12 protein-coding genes and 1 pseudogene are annotated in these 21,347 nt (G+C 55.7%); 6 read left to right on the forward strand and 7 right to left on the reverse strand.

The window, feature by feature from the left end:
* Positions 1–164: 164 nt before the first annotated feature.
* The 4 genes from RAC89_RS08755 to RAC89_RS08770 are packed head-to-tail and all read left to right on the forward strand — an operon-like array spanning position 165 to position 4,307.
* Positions 165–1,784, forward strand: coding sequence for a spore germination protein (locus tag RAC89_RS08755; RefSeq protein WP_306613065.1), 1,620 nt, complete (start codon positions 165–167; stop codon positions 1,782–1,784).
* Complete coding sequence (locus tag RAC89_RS08760) at positions 1,732–2,856, forward strand: GerAB/ArcD/ProY family transporter (RefSeq protein WP_306613066.1); 1,125 nt, start codon at positions 1,732–1,734, stop codon at positions 2,854–2,856. Before RAC89_RS08755 ends, RAC89_RS08760 begins: the two co-directional genes overlap by 53 nt.
* The gene (locus RAC89_RS08765; protein WP_306613067.1) at positions 2,825–4,060 is read left to right on the forward strand and encodes a Ger(x)C family spore germination protein; all 1,236 of its coding nucleotides are present in this window, start codon (positions 2,825–2,827) and stop codon (positions 4,058–4,060) included. Before RAC89_RS08760 ends, RAC89_RS08765 begins: the two co-directional genes overlap by 32 nt.
* A gap of 28 nt (positions 4,061–4,088) precedes the next feature.
* Positions 4,089–4,307, forward strand: coding sequence for a CLC_0170 family protein (locus RAC89_RS08770; protein WP_306613068.1), 219 nt, complete (start codon positions 4,089–4,091; stop codon positions 4,305–4,307).
* Positions 4,308–4,349: 42 nt separating this feature from the next.
* Here RAC89_RS08770 and RAC89_RS08775 read toward each other — a convergent pair whose 3' ends face one another.
* The 6 genes from RAC89_RS08775 to RAC89_RS08800 form a co-directional block, all read right to left on the reverse strand.
* A complete protein-coding gene (locus tag RAC89_RS08775) occupies positions 4,350–5,540 on the reverse strand; it encodes an ATP-binding protein (protein ID WP_306613069.1) in 1,191 nt (396 codons plus the stop codon).
* Positions 5,541–5,571: 31 nt separating this feature from the next.
* On the reverse strand, positions 5,572–6,441 hold the full coding sequence (locus RAC89_RS08780; protein ID WP_306616072.1) for a CheR family methyltransferase: 870 nt from the start codon (positions 6,439–6,441) through the stop codon (positions 5,572–5,574).
* An 86-nt stretch (positions 6,442–6,527) separates the two neighbouring features.
* On the reverse strand, positions 6,528–10,163 hold the full coding sequence (locus RAC89_RS08785; protein WP_306613070.1) for a response regulator: 3,636 nt from the start codon (positions 10,161–10,163) through the stop codon (positions 6,528–6,530).
* Positions 10,164–10,193: 30 nt separating this feature from the next.
* The gene (locus tag RAC89_RS08790; protein WP_306613071.1) at positions 10,194–11,357 is read right to left on the reverse strand and encodes a PP2C family protein-serine/threonine phosphatase; all 1,164 of its coding nucleotides are present in this window, start codon (positions 11,355–11,357) and stop codon (positions 10,194–10,196) included.
* Positions 11,358–11,558: 201 nt separating this feature from the next.
* Positions 11,559–12,083 (reverse strand): PadR family transcriptional regulator, encoded by a 525-nt coding sequence (locus tag RAC89_RS08795; RefSeq protein WP_306613072.1) that lies wholly within the window; start codon positions 12,081–12,083, stop codon positions 11,559–11,561.
* 82 nt (positions 12,084–12,165) lie between these two features.
* A complete protein-coding gene (locus RAC89_RS08800) occupies positions 12,166–13,311 on the reverse strand; it encodes a DUF3048 domain-containing protein (protein WP_306613073.1) in 1,146 nt (381 codons plus the stop codon).
* Positions 13,312–13,617: 306 nt separating this feature from the next.
* On the opposite strand from RAC89_RS08800, the gene RAC89_RS08805 reads away from it, so the two are divergent.
* Both RAC89_RS08805 and RAC89_RS08810 read left to right on the forward strand, forming a co-directional pair.
* A complete protein-coding gene (locus RAC89_RS08805) occupies positions 13,618–18,591 on the forward strand; it encodes a phosphodiester glycosidase family protein (protein WP_306613074.1) in 4,974 nt (1,657 codons plus the stop codon).
* 129 nt (positions 18,592–18,720) lie between these two features.
* Positions 18,721–19,080 (forward strand): group I truncated hemoglobin, encoded by a 360-nt coding sequence (locus RAC89_RS08810; protein WP_284642137.1) that lies wholly within the window; start codon positions 18,721–18,723, stop codon positions 19,078–19,080.
* 200 nt (positions 19,081–19,280) lie between these two features.
* Here RAC89_RS08810 and RAC89_RS31845 read toward each other — a convergent pair.
* Positions 19,281–20,422: pseudogene (locus RAC89_RS31845) on the reverse strand (IS3 family transposase).
* Positions 20,423–21,347: the final 925 nt, after the last annotated feature.

The raw sequence follows: 21,347 nt of genomic DNA on the forward strand, positions 1-21,347 counted from the left end.
TCTCATTAACCGCCCGGCTAATTGTTGAATCATCATTTTTCCATTAATTGGTCGTCCATATCCATGATATTTTCGGCAAACCAAGCTTGAGGCGGTTCCCTTTCCACATATTTTCTCACTATTCAGGGAAAAGTAACCATAACCTGAATGGGGAGGTCTCACGTATGAAGGAAGGGTCGTCCGCATTTGAAGCCCAGCTGGAAAGCAACATCCACTCGTTCACCGAGCTTCTAGGCGAGACGGACGATTTTGTCGTGCGACGATTTCGGATCTTTGCGGAGCATGAAGCGGCCATGATGTATTTGGCGAACATGAGCAATACCGCAGTCGTCAATGAGGATATTCTGAAGCCCTTGATGCATACCCCGCCCCATCTTCAGAACCGAAGCATCCCTATGAGCCAGCTAAAGGATGTCCTCCTCCGGGATGTCATTTATTTCAATAATGTAAAGTCGGTGCAAACCATAGATTCGGCACTGAGTGATCTTCTTCGCGGCGGCACGCTTATCACCGTGGACGGCTTGACCGAGGCGATTCTGCTCGACACGGCCCAGATCGAGAAGCGTTCCCTGCAGCAGCCGGATACCGAGCAGGTAATCCGCGGTCCTCGGGAGGGCTTCATCGAACAGCTCCAGACGAACATCTCGCTTCTCCGCTATCGCCTGCCGACACCCGATTTTCAAGTACGTACGCTGTCTATCGGACGAGTCACCCAATCCAAAGTGGCGGTCTGTTATTTAAAAGGCATCGCGAATGATGAGCTGGTGAAGGAAGTTATGGAGCGCATCTCGGCTATTGATATCGGCGGTGTTCTGGATGCGGGCTACTTGGAGCAGTTCATAGAAGATAACCACCATTCGCCTTTCCCGCAAACCGCCAACACGGAGCGCACGGATAAAGCGGTAGCGAACATGATGGAAGGACGGGTGGTGATCCTGGTCGACGGGTCCCCTTTCGCCTTGATCGTCCCTACGGTGTTCAATCAGTTCTACCAGACAACCGAGGATTATTCGGAACGATACCTGCTGGTCAGCTTCATTCGGATGGCCCGCTTGCTGGCGCTTGGGTTTTCTCTGGTCACGCCCTCCCTCTACGTTGCGATCATCTCGTTCAATCCGGAGCTGATCCCGACCGAGTTCGCAGTGGCTGTTTCCGGAGGGCGTGCAGGTGTCCCTTTTCCATCCGTTATTGAGGTAATGATTATGGAGGCTTCCATGGAGGTGTTACGCGAGGCGACGCTCCGCTTGCCCCAGCAAATCGGGGGCGCGCTTTCCATCGTAGGGGTTCTGGTTATCGGGCAGGCTGCCGTGGCGGCCGGCTTCGTCAGTCCCATTACGGTAGTCGTTATCGCTTTGACCACCATCGGCTCCTTCGCTACGCCGGCCTATAATGCCGCCCTTGCGTTACGGCTTCTTCGGTTTCCGCTGATCGTGATGGCGGGTATGTTCGGCTTGTACGGCGTCATGCTGGGCCTGATTATGATCGCGAACCATCTGTTGTCCTTAAAATCGTTCGGCATCCCCTACCTAAGTCCCGTTGTACCAGGAAACTTCGAGGGCATGAAGGATACCGTCATTCGCGCGCCCTTGTGGAGCATGTGGCGGCGGCCTACCCAGCTCCATACCAGGAACAAGCGCAGGCTGGGCAAGCAAGTAGTGGATAAGCTGAAGCAGCCGACCACGAATGTGCTTGACCCGTTGAAGGTCGGCAGAGAAAGGAGCAAAACGCCGAATGGAGACACCCAAGCAAATCACAACGATCCAGGCGGCAGCCATTCTGATTAGTACCATCATCGGTGTCGGCGTACTGCCTCTTCCCTTGTTCGCGGTTCGCGCGGCGGATACGGGGGCGATCCTGGTTACTATGATCGCCATTCTCATCGCTTCCGCAAGCCTGTGGCTTATTACGAAGCTCGGACAACGGTTTCCCAGCCTTACCCTTGTGCAATATAGCGACTTGCTGATCGGTAAAGCGCTCTCGCGCACAACCATCATGCTTATCGTGCTGTTCTTCGCCCTGCTGACCTCGCTTGCGGCAAGGGAGTTCGGGGAAGTGGTCATCACCTCCGTACTCAAGAAAACACCTCTGGAAATTACGGTGCTGGCGATGCTGCTGCTGGCGACGATCTCGGCGAGAAATGATTTGACTACGTTTACTTATATTCACCATTTTTATTTGCCCTTGATTGTGTTTCCGGCCATCCTGATTGTGGCGCTGTCCCTCAAGAACGCACAGCTGGTCTACATGCAGCCGATTTGGGGCAGCGGGCCGATACCACAGATGCTGCCCGGCATCCTGACCATCGCGGCGCTGTTTCAAGGCTCCTTTGTTTACACGATGGTCATCCCCCACTTGCGCAATCCTGCTAGAGCGATGAAGGGAAGCTTCTGGGGAATGCTTATTGCCGGGGGTCTTTATCTGTCGATCGTTGTGGCGGCCGTCGGCGTCTTCGGCACGGAGGAAACGAAGAAGCTGCTGTGGCCTACGCTTGAGCTGGCCAAAACGACGACGCTCCCCGGCAACATACTCGAGCGGCTTGACGCTGCATTTTTGGCTGTTTGGGTAACGGCCGTCTTCACGACGCTGTTTTCCAGCTATTACTTTACTGTACATACCTTATCGAAGGTCGTCGGACTAAGGGACCACAAGCTGCTGTCTTTGTTTATTCTCCCCACTCTCTTTGCCATGGCCATGTATCCGGAGAACATTCTGGATATGTACGAAATTGTAGCGGTAGTCGGGCAGCTTGGACTGATTCTTACCATCGGTTACCCGCTCCTTTTGCTAATCATCGCCGTGCTGCGGAAAAAAAGGGGGCCCTCCCATGAACAGAAGCAAGGGAATCCGGCTACTTAACGCCGCCTTAGCGATAGCTTTGGCGGCCCTCCTCCTCTCCGGCTGCTGGGATCGCCAGGAAATTGAGGAAAGGGCGGTTGTCCTGGGAATCGGAATCGATAAGGCTTCGGAGGAGGATATGAAAAAGGAAAGCGAAATTTCCCACATGAAGGGCAGATTTGGGGCTCCCGAAGCCAAACCGATCCGGGTCACTATTCAAATCGCCGTACCGGGCCGAATCCCGCTGGGACCGGGAAGCGGCGGGGAGGGCGGCAAGGGAGGCGGGCAGAATACCGTTTGGGTGGTCGAAGGTAGAGGGCATACGCTGAACGATGCCTTGAACAATTTACAGCAGCGGGTTTCGCCTCCGCTGTTCTACGGCCATTTACGAATCATCGTTGTCTCGGAAAGCGTAGCTAGAGAAGGGATTGAGAATTTGAACGACTTTCTCCGGCGTAATCCCGAGATCCGACGGATGAACTGGATGTTCATCAGCCAGGACAAGGCTTCGGATTTGATGAGGGCCGCGCCCCAACTGGAACGGGTGCCGACCCTGTATCTGATGAATACGATGGATCAGTCCGTGAAGATGGGACGATTTCCGGATGATTTCCTCGGCATCTTCTGGAGCAACTCCTCTGCGAAGGGTCAGGAAGGGTACCTCCCTTACATCCGGCTGAGAAGCGAGGATACGGTGGAGATCGCCGGGCTCGCTTTTTTCCGCGGCGACCGCATGGTCGGACATACGACACCGCTGGAAATACCGTTATTCATGGGGATCAAAGGGATGAATCCTGCCGGGGGGCAAGTGTACGTTAAGCTGGAGAACACATCGGAGTACTATATGTTTGGGGGAAGGAGCAGAAAGTCCTTTATTCGCGCGGAGCTTCGGGACGGAAAGCCGCATATCTCCATACGTATTCTGGTGGAGGGCAATATTATAGAAAAATCGTCGGATGTCGGCACCCTGACGACGGAACAAATCGATGAGATCGAGTCCAAGCTCTCGAAGGAGGCCGCCAAGGCCTACTCCGATCTTATCAAGAAGACGCAGGCCCAGCGGTCCGATATCTTCGGCTTCGGCGAGCATGTTCGGGCCAAGAAACCGGACTACTGGAACCGGCAGGTGAAGACGAAGGAAACGTGGCAGGAAATGTACGAAACGCTGTCGTTTGAAATCACCGCAGAAATGCATATTCGACGCATCGGCATGAAAGCCAAGTAACGGCTATAACGGAAGGAGGAGAACCGCTTTGGCATCGGGATTTTCCATCGGTTATTTAAGCTTTACCATCTTTCTGCTGATCGTATCGGGGGTCGGTATGCTGCTACTCGATGTGAAGGTGTATGAGCTGGACGGCATGCAGAAAGAAAGGAAGGCCGCCCGATTCCTCGGCTGGTTGAACATTGTCCTCGGCATCGTTACCTACGCCGGGAATCACGTGTATCGGTTTATCCAAAATACTTCCTAACGGCAGCTGGAAGCCTTCACCCGGGCGTGAGCACCCGCTGCGTCAGGCTTCCTCCGCTAACGACAGCCGGCACTCCCGCGCCAAGACCGTAAACACAAATTCGGCGCCGGGGGCGTCCCGGTTGGCCAGATAGATGTGTCCGCCCATCATGTGTACCAAATTGCGGCAAATCGCCAGCCCCAGTCCCGTACCGCTGTACTTGCGCGTCATGGAGGAATCCACCTGCGTGAACGGCTCGAACAATTGGCGGCGATGCTCCTCGGGAATACCGATGCCGGTATCCGCTACGCGGAATTCCAGCTCCAGACGCTCCCCCTCTCTGCGCAGAAGGGATACCGTGACGTGCACACCCCCCTGATCGGTAAATTTGACGGCATTGCCGACCAGGTTAATCAAGATTTGCCGCAGCCGGCTTTCGTCCCCGACCAGCAGGGCCGGGACGTTCGGTGCCACCTCCGCCGTCATCTCCAGCGACTTGCTGCGGCAGTCATGGTAGAAAATCTCGAAGGTTTCGACCAGACAGGCATGCAGATCGAGCGGTCCCTCCTTCAGCTCCATCTTCCCGGACTCGATCTTGGAGAGGTCCAGAATATCGTTAATCACGTACAGCAGCGCCGTTCCGCTGCGGCGAATCGTTTCCGTATAATCCCGCTGCTCCTCATTGAGCGGCGTCTCCAGCAGCAGGTCGGCCATGGCCAGCACTCCGTTCAACGGCGTTCGGATTTCGTGGCTCATGATGGCCAGAAATTGCGCCTTGGCCCGTGCCGCCTGCTCCGCCGCCTCCTTCGCCTTCTGAAGCTCGCGCGTGCGCTCGTTAAGAAGCTCCGTTTGCTGCTGCAGCTTTTTTTTGACCAGATGAATGCTGACGAAGCCCTCAATCTTGGACTTCAGCGTGCGCGGCACGAACGGCTTTACAATGTAGTCGATTGCCCCGACCGAGTAGGCGGTGAAGGATTGATCCTGGTGCTCGGGCGCCGCCGTGATGAAGATGATGGGAATCGCCTTCGTTTTCTCGCGGGATTTGATCCACTGCGCCGTTTCGAAGCCGCTCATTCCTGGCATCTGCACATCGAGCACAATGACGGCAAAATCGTATTTGAGCAAGTGGCGAAGCGCCTCTTCACCGGAATAAGCCTTCACAAGCCGGTACGGCTCATCCTCCAGAACCGCTTCCAGCGCCAGCAGGTTCTCCGGTTGGTCATCGACCGCCAAGATATGAATCGGTTCTTCCATAGGAACACCTCGCTTCGGGAATGCCTCCAGGTTAGGTTACAGCCTTGCGATAAATCTTCTCCTGCGCATCGAGCGTCTCATAGCCTGCGGCATGCTTTGTGAAGGTGATCGATTCCTTCTGCCCGAGCACCAGAATCCCTTCCGGACTCAGGCTTTCATAGATGAGCCCATGTACTTGGTTTTGCAGAACGGAATCGAAGTAAATCATCACATTGCGGCAAAAAATCAAATGAAACTCATTAAATGAACGGTCCGTTACCAGATTATGCTGGGCGAACACAATTTTTTCCCTCAAAAACGGATGAAATACAGCTGCGTCCCCCGAAGCGGAATAGTAGCGGGAGAACGCATCCTTGCCTCCGGCCAGCATGTAATTCTTGGTATAATGCTGCATCTTTTTCAGCGGATAGGCTGCCCGCTCCGCCGTATTCAGCACCTCTTCGTTCACGTCTGTCGCATAGATGCGTACCCGGTCATATAAGCCCTCTTCATAAAGGAGTATGGCCGTTGAGTACACCTCTTCCCCGGTCGAGCAGCCCGCATGCCAGATCCGGATGAGCGGCTGCTTCTTCAGCATGGGAATGACCCGCTGCCGCAACGCGGCGAACAGACTTGGGTCACGGTACATCTCCGTTACGTGAATGACGAGATCGGAAACGAGCCGTTCCATGCAAGCCCGATCGTGCAGCATTCTCTCCTGCAGCCCGGATACGGTCTGCAGCCGCTCCGCATGAATCCGGTGCCAGATACGCCGCCGCATGGAGGGGTAGGCATAGTTGCGAAAATCATAGCCGTAGAGCCGGAACAGCCCCTCAAGCAGCAGCCCGATCTCAATTCGCTCCCGCTCCTCCTCTTCCTTGCCTGCAGGAGGAGGAGGAGGGTATATTTCAGGAAGGGACATGTGCCTTGTCTTGGTCGTCATGTGAATGCTCTCCTTTATCTCGCCGCCCTTTCCGCCCGGCTCCGGATTGCCGCCTTTCCCTCCCCCTATTTGCACAGCCATACCCTCATCAGCGAAAGCAGCTGCTCGGCGTGAATCGGCTTCGTAATATAGTCGGAGGCTCCCGCCATCAAGCACTTTTCCCGGTCATCCTTCATCGCCTTTGCCGTTAACGCTATGATCGGCAGATGCTCGAACGCCTCTTGGGACCGGATCGCCCGCATGGCCTCATAGCCGTCCATTTCCGGCATCATAATGTCCATCAGCACCATATCGAAATCAGGCTCGCGCTCCAGCAGCTCAAGCGCGCCCCGTCCGGTTTCCGCGAAGGAGACCTGCATATCCATGCCCTCAAGAAGATTGGACAGCGCGAACACATTGCGGATGTCATCGTCGGCCAGCAGCACCTTCTTGCCGGCGAAGACGGCCTCCTTGCTGTGCAGCTTCTGCAGCACGATCTTCTTCTCTTCCGGGAGCCGCTCCTCCACCCGGTGCAGGAACAGCGCCGTCTCATCGAGAAGCCGCTCCGGTGACTTGACATCCTTCACGATAATGGACTCCGCATATTTCTTGAGCCTCAGCTGCTCCTTCTTATCCAGTGTCGTTCCCGTGTAGATGAGGATCGGCAGCCGGCGCAGCTTCTCTTCCGCCTTGATCCGGTCAAGAAGCTCATATATCCCGGGCTCCGTAATTCCATAATCCAGCACCATGCAGTCATAGGATCGCTCCTCCAAAGCCTGCAGCGCCTCCTTGCCTCCGGCCACGGCGGTAATGCGGACGTCATCATGGCTGATCAGCTCGATTAAGCTGCTGCGCTGCCGCTCATCCTCCTGCACGATCAACAGCTCGCGCAGCTCCCGCTGCAGGAAGCTCTGGACGTGGGCAAAAGCCTGCTCCAGACTTTCCTTGGACGAAGGCTTGCGAAGCCATGCAATGGCTCCCATGGAAAGTCCCTGGTGAATTTCATCCACCACGGAGATCACATGCACCGGAATGTGCCGCGTTGCCGCGTCATGCTTCAGCTGCACCAGCACAGACCAACCGTCGATCACCGGCAGCTGTATATCGAGCAGGATCGCATCGGGCTGCAGCTTCCTCGCCAGCTCGAGTCCGGTATCGCCCTGATGCGCAACGACTCCCTTGAACCCGCGGCTGCGCGTCATATCCAGCAGGATTTGGGCAAAATGCGCATCGTCCTCGATAATCAGCAGTACCCGGTCCTCTTCCGTAATGGCGTCGCGGTCATCCCCCGGTGGTTCTTCCTCCGCCGCCGCCCGCTTCCAGGGATCGGGAGCCGCCGGCTTCAGCGGCTCCGCAGCGGCGGAAGCCTCCGCTCCCGCATGCAGCGCAGGCACACGGCTGTGCTCCCACCCCGCCCGAAGCGGCAAATGCAGCGTAAACCGGCTGCCGGTCCCCTCCGTGCTGCTGAGCTCAATGAAGCCGCCGAGCAGCTGCGCCAGCTCTCTGCTGATGGAGAGCCCGAGGCCCGTGCCTCCATACTTACGGCTTGTCGTTCCATCCGCCTGCTGGAATGCCTCGAAGATCATCTGCTGCTTCTCCGGCGAGATGCCGATGCCCGTATCCTCCACAGCAAAGGAGATCATCGGCTTCGGCTCCCGAACAGCGTCCACCGTCAGCCGAACCTTTCCCTTATGCGTAAACTTGAGTGCGTTGGACAGCAGATTTTTCAGGATTTGATGCACCCGGATACCGTCGGATTCCAGCTCCGCCGGCACCCCGTCCGCCACCTGCACCTCAAAGATGAGCTCCTTCTTCCTGGCAACCGGCTCGAATACCTTCTCCACGGTCTCGACCAGCTCGCTTATTCTTACCCGTTCATGATGCAGCTCCATCCGACCCGATTCCACCTTGGCCAAATCCAGTACATCGTCGATCAGCTTCAGCAGATCGCAGCCGGAGGAGTAGATGGTCTCCGCATATTCCACCTGCTTCCCTGTCAGGTTGCTGTCCTTGTTCTCCCGCAGCAGCTGCGAGAGGATCAACAGGCTGTTTAGCGGTGTACGCAGCTCATGCGACATGTTCGCCAGAAACTCGGATTTGTATTTCGACGCCAGCTTCAGCTCCGCCGTTTGCTTCTCTAAGGCCCGCTTGGTCTGCTCCAGCTGCTCGTTCGCTTCCTCCGTCGAACGGATCTGCTCCTCCAGCTCCGCCGCCTTCAGCTCCAGCATCCGGTTGATATGCTCCAGCTCCTCTTGCTGACGCTGCAGAAGCTGCTCCGAGGACCGCAGCGCCTTCGTCTGCTCCTCCAGCCGCTCGTTCGACGCCTTCAGCTCGTCCTGCTGGGACAGCAGCTCCTCCGACTGGCTCTGCAGCTCATCGGTCAGCGCTTGATGGATCCGCAGCAGCTCCTCAATGCGAAGGCGGCCCTGCAATCCGTTCAGGACCGTTCCGAACACCTCGGCGATTTGCGTGACGAGCTGCTCCTGCAGCTCCGTAAACGGCTTCATCGAGGCCATCTCGAATGCGCCGATCACCGCCTCGTCGTACACCACAGGCATCACATAGAGCGCAGCAGGAGCTACCTCGCCGTAAGCCGACCCTATCGCCGCATAATCTCTCGGCCAATTGTTCAAGGCTATCGGCTTTCCGTCCGCTGCGCATTGGCCGATCAAGCCTTGCCCTAAGCGAAGGCGCAGCGCCGGCTCCCGTTCGGTCAGCGCATAGGAGCCTATCAGCAGCAGCGGCTCTCCGCGCTCCGAACGGTCCAGCGCGTACACCGCGCCTGCCTGCGCCTCGACAACACGGCACAGCTCCCCGATGAATGCCTCGCCGAGCTCTTCCAAGCGTTCCGCTTCCTGCAATCGGGAGTACATCGACGCGATCTGCGTCTGAATCCAGGCTCGCTCCTCGGTCAGCTTATTGAGCATCCGCTCCTTCGCCGTCGTCTCCTCCAGATCCTCGGCCAGCTGATTGAAGACTTTGGCCAGCTGTCCGAATTCATCCCGGCTGACGATCGGAACACGATAGGAGGCGTCTCCCCAGCGGCCGTTAGCGAAGCCCGTAATCATCCCGCCTAACACGCCAAGGCCCCGGGTCATGCTGGCGATAATCCAATACATGACGGCAAAGCCGAACAGCAGCCCGATCACCGTGACAAGCCCCGTGGAGTACATGGTATCGCGATTCGTCTGCTTGGCACTATCAATAGCAGTAATCAAGCTTTTATCTTGGTAAGCGGACATTTCCTTGATGCTTTCGTTGAGCTTCTCCTGCAGAGGTACCCCTACGCCGGAACGCAGCTCCCCCGCCTGCTGTTTGTTGCCTTCCCTGTAGAGTCGTACGACCTCGTCGACAAACTTTACATACTGCTGTCCGTCATAAAGCAGCTTACTTCCGATCACGCGGGCATCCGGGTCGGCAAATATACCGTTGGCCCGGTTCAGCTCACCCGTCAATTTATCCCTCAGCGTCAGAATCGTTTGCAGGTTGCTGCGTTCGGATTCTTCATTGTTCATTAACAGCAGGTTCGAAATGCCCCTGGCAAGATCCGATACGTCATATCTCATGTTCGAAACATATTGGACCTTGTAGTAACGGTTGTCGTATATTTCCGTGATCGTGTTATCCGAGCTGGTTAACCGGCTGAGACCGATCCCCGCCAGCGCAAACATCAATATCAGCAGTGTGCCGAACCCTAAGTACAGCTTAGTACGGATGTTCATTTCCCCAGATACCTCTCTCCCCAGCTATCGTTACTCCGCCTGCACCAGCACCAGGCAAATATCGTCGCTTTGGCTCTCCAGCGCTTCCTTGGACAGCAGGGTAGTTACCAGCTGAGCCGGATCGCCGTGCTTCGAGATGAGTCCCTGCAGTCTTTCCGCCAAAATGTCGCTTTCCGGCGTCTCCTCCTGTACATCCTCCGGCAGCGGCATCGCTTCAAGCAAGCCGTCCGTATACAGCACGATCCGGATCGGCTTTTCGTAGGCGTAGGTGCTTTTGACAATATCCATCTGGTCGAAAAAGCCCACTGCACAGCTGCCCTGATCCAAAGCCACGGGAGCCTTTCCTTCCTCGAATAAAAATCCCGGCGGATGCCCGGCGTTTACGTATTCGATCGTCTTGCGCTTCGTATCGATGAGCAGATAAACGGCCGTAAAATAATAGCTGACGGCCGCCCGCTGCCGATTCAGCTGATTCATGTACCGATTGAGCTCGGTGATTACAAATTCCGGCGCTACGAATCGGGTGATCGTATCCTGCATGACGGAGGAGATGAACATGCAGACCAGCGAGGAAGAAATGCCGTGCCCCATCATATCCAATAAAATCACGCCGTACCGGTCCTCATCGATTCGGTGCCATGCATACAAGTCGCCCGCCAGCTCGAACGACGGGTAATATGCGGCACTGATATCGAGATCCTCCCTGCTGACAGGCAAGCTCAGCACACTGGTCTGCACTTGACGGGCCAGCTCCAGCTCCCCGCGGATCTTGGCTTCGTTCTCCTTATGCCAGTCCTTCTCATACTTCAGTCGCAGCGCCACGCGGATTCTCGCAATAAGCTCCACCTTGTTCACCGGCTTCATGACATAATCGATCGCCCCGGCTTCCAGGGCCTCCGCCAGCTTATTGGAGTCACCCAGCGCCGTCACAATGATGACGGGAATATCCTTGAACCGCTCATCCAGCTGAATCAAACGGCACGCCTGAATCCCGTCCATCTCCGGCATCATCATATCCATCAGAATGAGATCGACCGGCACCTTGCCCCCCGAGGCATTCGCCTGCTCGTCAAGTCTCTCCAGCAGCTCCCCAGCGGAAGATGCCTTCCAGAACGATTCGTAGCCGGCGCTTTTCAATATTTTCTCAATGACAATAATATTTACCTGGTTATCGTCAACAATTGCTATATTCATCCGTTGGTTACCGCTCCTTGTCCCTATGGCATTCCCGAGTTCTTGATCCGAGCACAAAACAATCACGCTCTATTATAACAAACAATCCCATGCGGATCGTCTATTATTATGTAACCTTTTGGCAATGCGATTGAAACAGATTGGAGCGATAAACCTAAGCTTACCGGCCGGCAACGGGTATAAAAACAAAAAGAAAAGCCCTCACGCTTGCAATAAGGTGATGAGCTTCGTTACATAACGGATATCCGCCTCCATGAGCTCCATAGCATTCTCGTAGCCGGCCGCCAAATACGGGGACGGATCTTTCTCTCCCGTCATTCGCTTGCCCGCCTCCCAGAATTGCTTCTGCTGCTCGAGCTGAGCCAAGTTCTGCCGGAGCACTCCCAGCGCTTCCTCTTTCGGCAGCTGGGGAAGCCACGCAAGACTCAAGGTAAACTCGGACTTCGCCGAATGCGGATACGCCCCGAGCGACTGCAGCAGCAGCTCCTTGAACTGTGCTCTTCCCGCTTCCGTGATGCCATATACTTTGCGCACCCGCGCCCCGGTCCGCTCCTCCGACTCGGCTGCGACCAGGCCTTCCTCCTCCATCTTGTTCAGCGCGTAGTAAATCGAGCCGGACAGAATGTTCGCCCACTGGTCCATCTTGCTCTGTTCGATCATGCTCTGCAGCTCATAGCCATGCATGGACTTGTTCAGCAGCAATCCGAGAAGCGCCAGTCGTGTCATGCGCAGTCTCCTCTCCCTCTTCATCCCCAAAGCCGATGATAAGCTTCATAGGATTCACTTTACAGCGGGGCCGGAGAAGCTGTCAATTGTTCGTTGAATACACGACATGGCTCTCAAAATCAGGCTTCAGCGGCACCATCATCATATGCGTTTGGCCCGGCTGGAAGCTGATCTCCTTGTCCCCGTCGTAGAGCCGGATCAAATCATCCGTTCGCTCCCGCTTCCACTGCACCTGCTTTACTTGTCCGCGAATAAATACCAGAGCCGGACCCGTACCGGTCAGCCGCACCTCCAGCCGTCCTTCGCTGTCGAGCACCCTGTGGTCCGTCCCGAGAACGACCAGATTGGTCGCCGTCAGCTGCTCCTGGTTGTTCAAGTCAATATGCTTCGCTCCATTGATCGACCGCTGGTAAATCCGACGCTGAGCGTCATAGGCGTAGGATACCACGTAATTTTTGCTTAAAAAAGTGACATCCACCTTAGGCCCGTGTGCCGCCGCACCGGCCATCGCTTCTACCGCTCCGCCGGAGGAGGCTTGAAAGGAATAGGCGGGCGAAGCGTTGTCCGTCTCCCAAGCGTAGCCCTTCTTCTGGGCCCCGCTCTTCAGCTTCGGCAAGCTGGTGTACAGGTTATGCGGCGCTTTGCGGAAGCTCTCCCTCCAGAAGTAGGGGCCTGCATTCGTAATCTCGTCCAGATCCTCAATCCTTTTCTCGGAGATCATGGTATAGGCGTCGGGACTGCCCCCGGCATGCACCTGAAGGGCATGAAAGCTTTGTCCGATATCGATAAAATAGGGACGAATGCTGCGCACCGGCCCGATCGGCTCCTCAAACATCCGGCTCTGGAATATCGCCACAATCCGCGTGATATCGCCTTCCGCCAAGCATTCCAAAAGAATATCGGCCTGCGACAGCCCGCTCTGGGGACGCGCCGAGGCAAAGTTGTTCACCATCACCATGACCGGACGCCTCATGACGTCGGACACCGCTGTCTCTTGTCCCGTCAGCGGGGACTTTACCGATGGCTTATGGGCAGAAGGGGCTGCGGGGTTCTGAGGAGACGCGCCTGCAGGGGTCTGGATCGCCGGTGCTTCACTGGCGGCGGGAACGGCTTCCGGTGTGCCGAAGGAGCAAGCTGCCGCCGTCATGGCAAGCCCTCCGGTAAGCAGCAGCATTTTCGCGTTCCGCAGCCATGAGGGCAGCATGGTAGTTCGCTTCGTTTTATTCATTGTTTCATGTCACCTCTGTCAACTAGTCCGTCTAGGAATCTATATTCTAGTAGACACAGATTTAGAAGCGGCGAACAGACACTTTTCACGAATTATTAATCCTCCGTTCATAAGAAGGGCGCCTTTCGACAAGGCTTGACTTACTCGAGCTGGTCCGGTAGTTCCTTCCTCCTGTTTTTTCTAAATTTAATATTTTATTTCAAAATTTGTATTGAATCTGAAATTTCTTTTCACATATAATTCCACCATAGGCTGATTAAGGAATTCTAAAGTTCCCCTTCAGCCGGAAACGGAGGGATTTCATTCATGGGAAGGCGTCAACGCTTGTTCAGCCTGTTTTTGATCTTATCCATGCTTCTTACGTTATTGCAGCCGCTCGCACTGGCTTCACCGCTGAGCCTGCCGGCTACCGCCTTCGGGCAGGTGGTGGATGCGCGTCAAGCGGAGCTTGCTCCGGGGGCAATGTATCACTGGTACGACATGCTGATTCCCCGAGGGGCGGAGAAGGTACACTTTGTATCCTTTGACCCCAAGAGTTCGAATCTCAAGCTTCAAGCGGGTACGAAATCCGGCAAGGTGCGGGGCATGGAAGGCGTCACCAAAATGGCAGCCTACGCCGATCGTCCCAGCCATCGCGTCGTCGCAGGGATTAACGGCGACTTCTATGACATCAGCGGCAACGCCACGGGAGTTCCGAACGGCCTTTTTGTAGGCGAAGGCAAGATTCTGAATAGCGCTGCGAGCCCCTTCGCTTTCGGAATAAAGGCAGACGGCACATCCGTGTACGGAACGCCGGTATTAACGAAAACGGTTACAATCGGCGCTGCGACTACGAACCTCACTCACATCAACCGGTTCCGGGATATGAACCAGCTTGTCCTTTACACTACGGATTATTTCTCCTCTACCAAAACATCGGCAACGGGAGACGAGGTCGTGCTCGACATTGTGGAAGGGGCGGTTCAAAGCGGCGTACCTTTGAAGCTGAAGGTGGCTGAGCTTCGCAAGGATCAGGGAGATACGCCTCTTGTAGAAGGAAAGGTCGTGCTCTCCGCTTCGGGGACCGCGCGTCCGGTTCTGGCCGGGCTGCAGGTCGGGGATGAAGTCACCGCCTCTTTCGAGCTGTCCGGAGAATGGGCGGACGTGCAGGTCGCCATCGGCGGACAAGGGCCTTTACTTAAAGACGGCGTAGTGCAAACGAACGTTGGACCTGCCGGAGTGCATCCTCGCACGGCGATTGGGACCAAAGCGGACGGTACCGTCGTCATGATGGAAATTGACGGCCGGGCTCCCGGCTTCAGCGAAGGGGTGGAAACATACGAGCTCGCCCAAATCATGGCTGACCTCGGCGTTGTGAACGCCATGAATCTGGACGGCGGAGGCTCCTCCACCTTCGTGGCGAGAATGCCGGGCACCACCGGGATCCCCATGCTGAATCGCGGCTCCGACGGAGGGGAACGGAACACAGGGAACAGTCTTCTGCTGGTGAACACAGCTCCCGAGCTTTCCGTCGCCTCCAAGCTGGTGCTGCAGCCGAATGCCGAGCGTATTTTGAAAGGGGCTTCCTTCCCCTTCAGAGCGCTGGGGATCGACGCTAACGGACATCCGGCCCCCTACACAGGAGCTCCGGTTTGGCAAGCGGATACCGCCATCGGGTCCATCGATGCCAGCGGGAAATTCACAGCCGGCTTAGCTGCGGGAACCGGCACCATTACGGCGTCGGCAGAGGGCGGGGTGCAAGGAACGGCGGAGGTGGAGGTCGTGGACCGGCTTACGGAGCTTCGTTTCCCGGATGAGGCCAAGACCTTTCAATCGAACGCCGTCGTTCCTTTGTCCGTAACCGCCTTGCGCAGCGGCCAAGTGATTCAAGCGAGCAATGAGAGCTTTGAATGGCGTGTAGAGGGCTCCATAGGTACGATCAGTCCGGACGGTGTCTTTACCGCATCATCGGCGAACGGACAAACCGGCCGAATTTATGTAAAATATGGCGATATCGAGACCTCGATGCAGGTCAGTGTCGGCTTGCAGCCCGTCGTTATGGAGGGCTTCGAAGCCGGTATCGGCAAATACAAGGCAACCGGCGTGGCGGCCAACTCCGTCGCCATCTCTGAGGTAACGGACCCCGATTTCGTCCGATCCGGCGGCAAGTCCCTGAAGCTGGAATATGATTTTACGGGAAAAACCGGCACCTCCGGCGCTTATCTGGAAGCCACCTCGGCGGCGAACCGGATTCAAATTCCCGGATACCCTCAGAAGATCAGCATGTGGGTGTACGGGGACGGCAAGGGTCACTGGCTTCGCGGGCAGCTGCGTGACGGGGGAGGGGCGGCTTTCGCCGTCGATTATACCCCCCAGACCACCGGTGTCAACTGGACCGGCTGGCGGTATGTAGAGGCCACGCTGCCGACAGGCAAGACGACCCCGTTAACGATGGATCTGCCGGTCCGGTATATGGAGACGAACAATGCACGGAAGGATGCCGGAGCGATCTATATCGATGATATTCGGGCCGTATACGGGCCGGTAACGGAAGATATCACCCCGCCGTTGATCAAAATATTGAATCCGGCTGAGAATGCCACGGTTAAGACGGCCACTCCGGAAATCCGCTTCATCGGTGAGGACGTCGGCTACGATCCGGTCACGCATCCGGGTACGACCTTGATTGACCCGGATCGCATCCGTCTATATGTCGATGACGTTCTTGTGCAGCACAGCCTGTATCCGCCTCAAGGACGGGTTGCTTACACACCGACGGAGCCGTTAACCGAGGGCCGTCACAAGGTGAAGGCAGCCATTCGCGACTTGAGCGGCAATCAAACGATCAAGGAATGGTATTTCCATGTCAATCTCGGCTCGCCGCAGTATTTGTACACCACACCTGACACCCTCTATCTCGGGAAGAGCTATCATCTGGATGTTCGGGTAGAATCGGCCGGCAAGCTGAAGAGCGGGCATGCCGAATTTCAATGGAACCCTGCCATCGTCAAGGATCTTCAGGTGCTTCGCGGTCCTAAGCTCTCGGAGGCGCAGCTGACCTCGGTGATCGACCCATCTAAAGGTACCGTTAGGCTGAACCTGACGGACGTAGAAACAGCCGGACTTACGGATAGCGATCTCGTTGCTCGAATTCGTTATACCGTCCGGCCGGATGTCATCGGACCTCTCAGCTTGGAGCAAGCAAAGAGCGAGGTGACCCGAACGAGCACCATTCAATTCGTTTCCGGTTCTATCGTGAAGACGGAAACGCCGGGTACGACCACTCCTTTCTATGGCGCTCCGGTTACCTCCACCGTGAAGAGCGAGCTGCAGCTGACCTGGAAGCATGCCGATATCGCCCTTGGATACCCGGCGGCCTTCGAGGCAGCGGACGGAACCGCTAAGGTGGAAGGAGCCACCCTGCTGCTGAATGGAGCCGCTATCGAAGGGGCCGTTACGGATGCTGCGGGTAAGCTGATCACCGGCGCGGCAACCCAAGCGGTCGGAACCTATCAGCTGCAGGCCGTCAAGGATGGTGCGTATAGTCCGGTCATGAGCTTCAAGGTATCGCCGCTCGTCGGGACCGCCGCCCCTAGAAACATTAGCGTTACGATGGGTGATGAGGCGAGCACCGGCCGTCACTTCACCTGGCATACGCATCCGGATACGAAGAATACGATCGTCGAGTGGGTGAAGGCTTCCGAGTTCTCCGGCTTTGACCGGAACAATGTGTCCCGAACGGAAGGCTTCAGCTCCACTTACAACACCAACAACGACGGCACCTACCGTGTCCATAAGGCGGCGGTTACGGGACTTCAGCCGGATACCTCTTATGTGTACCGCGTTGGCGATGGAGCCGACCAAGTGAGTGTTTCGGGAACCTTCCGCACATCGTCGCCTGACGGCACCGGCACGAAGCTTCTGTTCTTCGGCGATTCCCAGGCATCCGATGCGGCAGGCTTCAGCCTATGGGGTCAGGTGATCTCTAAGGCTGCCTCGGAGCATCCTGATGCTGATCTGCTGATCCACGCTGGCGATATGGTGGATCACGGACACGAGCAGGAGCAATGGAACCTGTGGTTTGATGCGGCTCAGGATCAGTTCCTGAAGCATACCCTGGTTACCGTGGTAGGCAATCACGAGGTGACGGGCACGAACGGAAACGGAGATTATTTGGCTCATTTCCATCATCCGCAGAACGGGGCTCCGAACGCCGTCGGCTCGAACTTCTCGTTCGATATCAAGGATACGCACTTTGCGGTTATGAATACCGAGATGTCCGTTGCAGACCTTCAGGAGCAAGCCGTGTGGCTGGATCAAGATTTGGCGGCTTCCAAGAAGCGATGGAAGGTCGTTATTTTCCACCAGGGACCTTACGGCAGCATTTATTCAAGCACAGCTGTACAAACACATTGGGTACCTATTTTCGATAAGCATGGGGTCGATCTGGTGCTTAACGGACATGATCATATTTATATGAGGACCTTCCCTATGAAAGGCGGCGCGAAGGTCGAGGAAGGCCAGGGCACCCGGTATGTAGTCGGCGGATCAACCGGTCCCAAATTTTATGAACTGACGCCAAGGCCTTGGCAGGAAATCGTCTTCGATGACAATACGCAAATCTATACTACGGTCGAAATCATAAATCGCACCCTTACAGTAGTTGCCAAGACATTGGCAGGACAGGAAGTCGATCGCTTCGAAATCGTCAAGCCGGAGCCGCCGGTCGTCCTGACCTCCCTTCAGCTCGACGGGCCGACCTCGATGGTTGCCGGCACGATGGGCCAAGTCGTGACGAAGGCTCAGTACAGCAACGGTACGGAAACCACCGTGACAAGCGGCGTCTACTTCCAAAGCAGCAATCCTGCTGCAGCTGCTATCGATGCACAGGGCTTGGTGTTGGCTTTGGCGGAAGGCAGCACCGTCATTTCGGCCACGTATGGCGGGAAAACCGCGTCCTATGGGTTGACCGTAGTGAAGCCCCCTGCAGCGCTGACGGGGATTGTACTGGAAGCGCCGGCTTCCCTGAAGGTCGGCCAGAAGGATACCGCCGTAGTGAAGGCGGTGTATAGCGACGGCACGGTCACGGTCCTGACGGACGGCGTACAGTTCACGAGCAGCAAGCCGGGGGTCGCCGCCCTAAGCACGGCGGGTGAAATCTCTGCCTTGCAAGCAGGCAGCACCGTCCTCACCGCAGCCTTCGGCGGTCATTCCGCAAGCGTCCGCTTGAACGTTTCGGCGAATCCGGCGAATCCGGGCTCGCCCTCCGGTCACAACCCACCCGGTCGCCCGGGGAGATAAGCTGAAACAAGGGGTCCGTTTAGTGGGCCTCTTGTTTTTTTATGGAGGTGTGATTGAAATCACACTTCGCTTCTTGGAATCCCGGTACAATGGCGGAGTACAAAATAAAGAGAAGGATGTGGAGTGAACATGACAACAGCGCTTTATGAGAAGCTTGGCGGAGAAGAAACGATCGGGAAGGTAGTCGATTACTTTTATGAGCTTGTGCTGGCGGATGAAACGGTGAACCACTTTTTCAACAACACGGACATGGAGAAGCAAAGAAAGCACCAAACGAAGTTTATCAGCTTTGCCCTGGGCGGACCGAATCAATACTCCGGCTTGTCGATGGCGAAGGCGCATGAAGGCATGAACCTGCAGCCGGCCCATTTCCAGGCGATTGCAACGCATCTTCATGATGCTCTGGCTCACTTTGGCGTAAGTGCCGCTGAGATTGATCAAATTCTGACGCGGGTTGCCTCGCTTAAGGACGATATTTTATATAAATAGGTTGGATACACGCAGCCGCAGGTAGACCATGCCCCCATCAGGACGCACGCAGCCGGCGTCGCTCGCAGAGACAGTGTAATCGCAATTGTGCGATTACACAGGCCGATCATGCCCCAAGTCACGGTAATAGTGGCAATTATGCCACTGCACAGCGCGCTGAGGGGCTGGCTGGACCTCTGTCAAGAAAGTAGACACAGAAACTATGAAACCTGGTGTTGTTCATAGTACCTCTTCTCGCACTGATGCGGGGTGAGATAACCAATCGTCGAGTGGATGCGGATCCGGTTGTAGTCGAACTCAATGTACCGGTAAATTGCATCATACGCCTGTTTTCGGGTGTGAAACTTTGTTTGGTACACGAGCTCTTTCTTCATTACGCTGTGGAAGGACTCGATACATGCATTGTCGTAGCAGTTGCCCTTACGACTCATGTCGCCAATCATCTCATGCTTCGTCAGCCGCTCGCGGTATTCGTTTGAGGCATACTGTGAGCCTCGATCAGAATGGTGAATTAGACCTGGGAGGCTTTTGCCGTTCACAAGCCTGGTCAAACGCTTCCAACACTAGTTCTTTGGTCATTCGCTCCCCAAGCGCCCAACCGACGATTTTGCGAGAGTACAGGTCCATCACGCTCGCTAGGTAAACCCAGCCCTTAGATGTCCCAATGTACGTAATATCTGTTACCCATACCTTGTTCGGTGCAAGTACGTTAAAGCCGCGGTTTAACACATTGTCATACACCGGTTGATTATGTTTCGAGTTGGTGGTTGCTTTGTATTTCTTCACTGTGCAAGAGCGCGACCCCATCTCTTTCATCAGGCGAGCCACTGTTTTCGTCGAGATGGTATCGCCTTCTTCACGCAATTTGTCGCAATCTTATCACTGCCGTAACGACGCTTGTAGGCATAGAAATGATGCTGGATTCGCTTCATCCGTTTCTTGCGAAGCTTTTCCTGTTCGCTTGGCTTTCGGTTCAGCCACTTGTAGTAACCGCTTCGGGAAACGCCCATCACAGAGCACATCTTCTCAACACGAAACTGGAAGCGGAATTTACGGATAAACGCGTAAATCAGTCTCGGTTTTTCGTGAAGAAGTGCATCGCCTTTTTTAGAATCTCGTTCTCCTCTTGAAGTTCTCGATTCATCTCTTCGAGCTTTTTGAGTCGTTCGTAATCGACAAACAGTTGCGACTTTTCACCCGTGTTGGTAAACTGCTTTCTCCACGCTCGAATGCCGCTTACAGGGATATCCAATTCTTTGGACACTTCGGCTGGGGTTTTCCCACTCTCTTGCATATGTTTTACGGTTTGACGCTTGAACTCTTCATCAAAATGCTGACGAATATCTCCCATGACACACCTCGACCTTTCAGTTTATTTTATTGTACCAGGTCGCTGATAGAGTGTGTCTACTTTCTAGTCTAGCTCCAGGCGTCGCTCGCAGAGACAGTGCAATCGCAAATGTGCGATTACACTGTCCGATCATGCCCCAACCCACGGTAATAGTGGCAATTATGCCACTGCACAGCGTGCTGTGGGGCTGGCGGCGCTCGCGGAGACTGTGCAATCGCAAATGTGCGATTACACAGGCCGATCATGCCCCAATCCACGGTAATAGTGGCAATTATGCCACTGCACAGCGTGCTGAGGGGCTGGCGTCGCCCACAGAGACTGTGCAATCGCAAATGTGCGATTACACAGGCCGATCATGCCCCAATCCACGGTACTAGTGGCAATTATGCCACTGCACAGCGTGCTGAGGGGCTGGCGTCGCTCGCAGAGACTGTGTAATCGCAAATGTGCGATTACAGGGGCCGAGCATGCCCCAATCCACGGTAATAGTGGCAATTATGCCACTGCACAGCGTGCTGAGGGGCTGGCGGCGCTCGCAGAGACTGTGTAATCGCAAATGTGCGATTACACAGGTCGATCATGCCCCAATCCACGGTAATAGTGGCAATTATGTCACTACAACAGCGCGCTGAGAGGCTGGCGGCGCTCGCAGAGACTGTGCAATCGCAAATGTGCAATTACACAGGCCGACCATGCCCCAATCCACGGTAATAGTGGCAATTATGCCACTGCTCAGCGTGCTGAGGGGCTGGCGTCGCCCGCAGAGACTGTGTAATCGCAAATGTGCGATTACACAGGCCAATCATGCCCCAACCCACGGTAATAGTGGCAAATATGCCACTGCACAGCGCGATGAGGGGCTGGCGTCGCTCGCAGAGACTGTGCAATCGCAATTGTGCGATTACACAGGCCGATC

Source organism: Paenibacillus sp. GD4 (genome assembly GCF_030846225.1).
In the GTDB taxonomy this organism is placed as follows: domain Bacteria; phylum Bacillota; class Bacilli; order Paenibacillales; family NBRC-103111; genus Paenibacillus_G; species Paenibacillus_G silviterrae.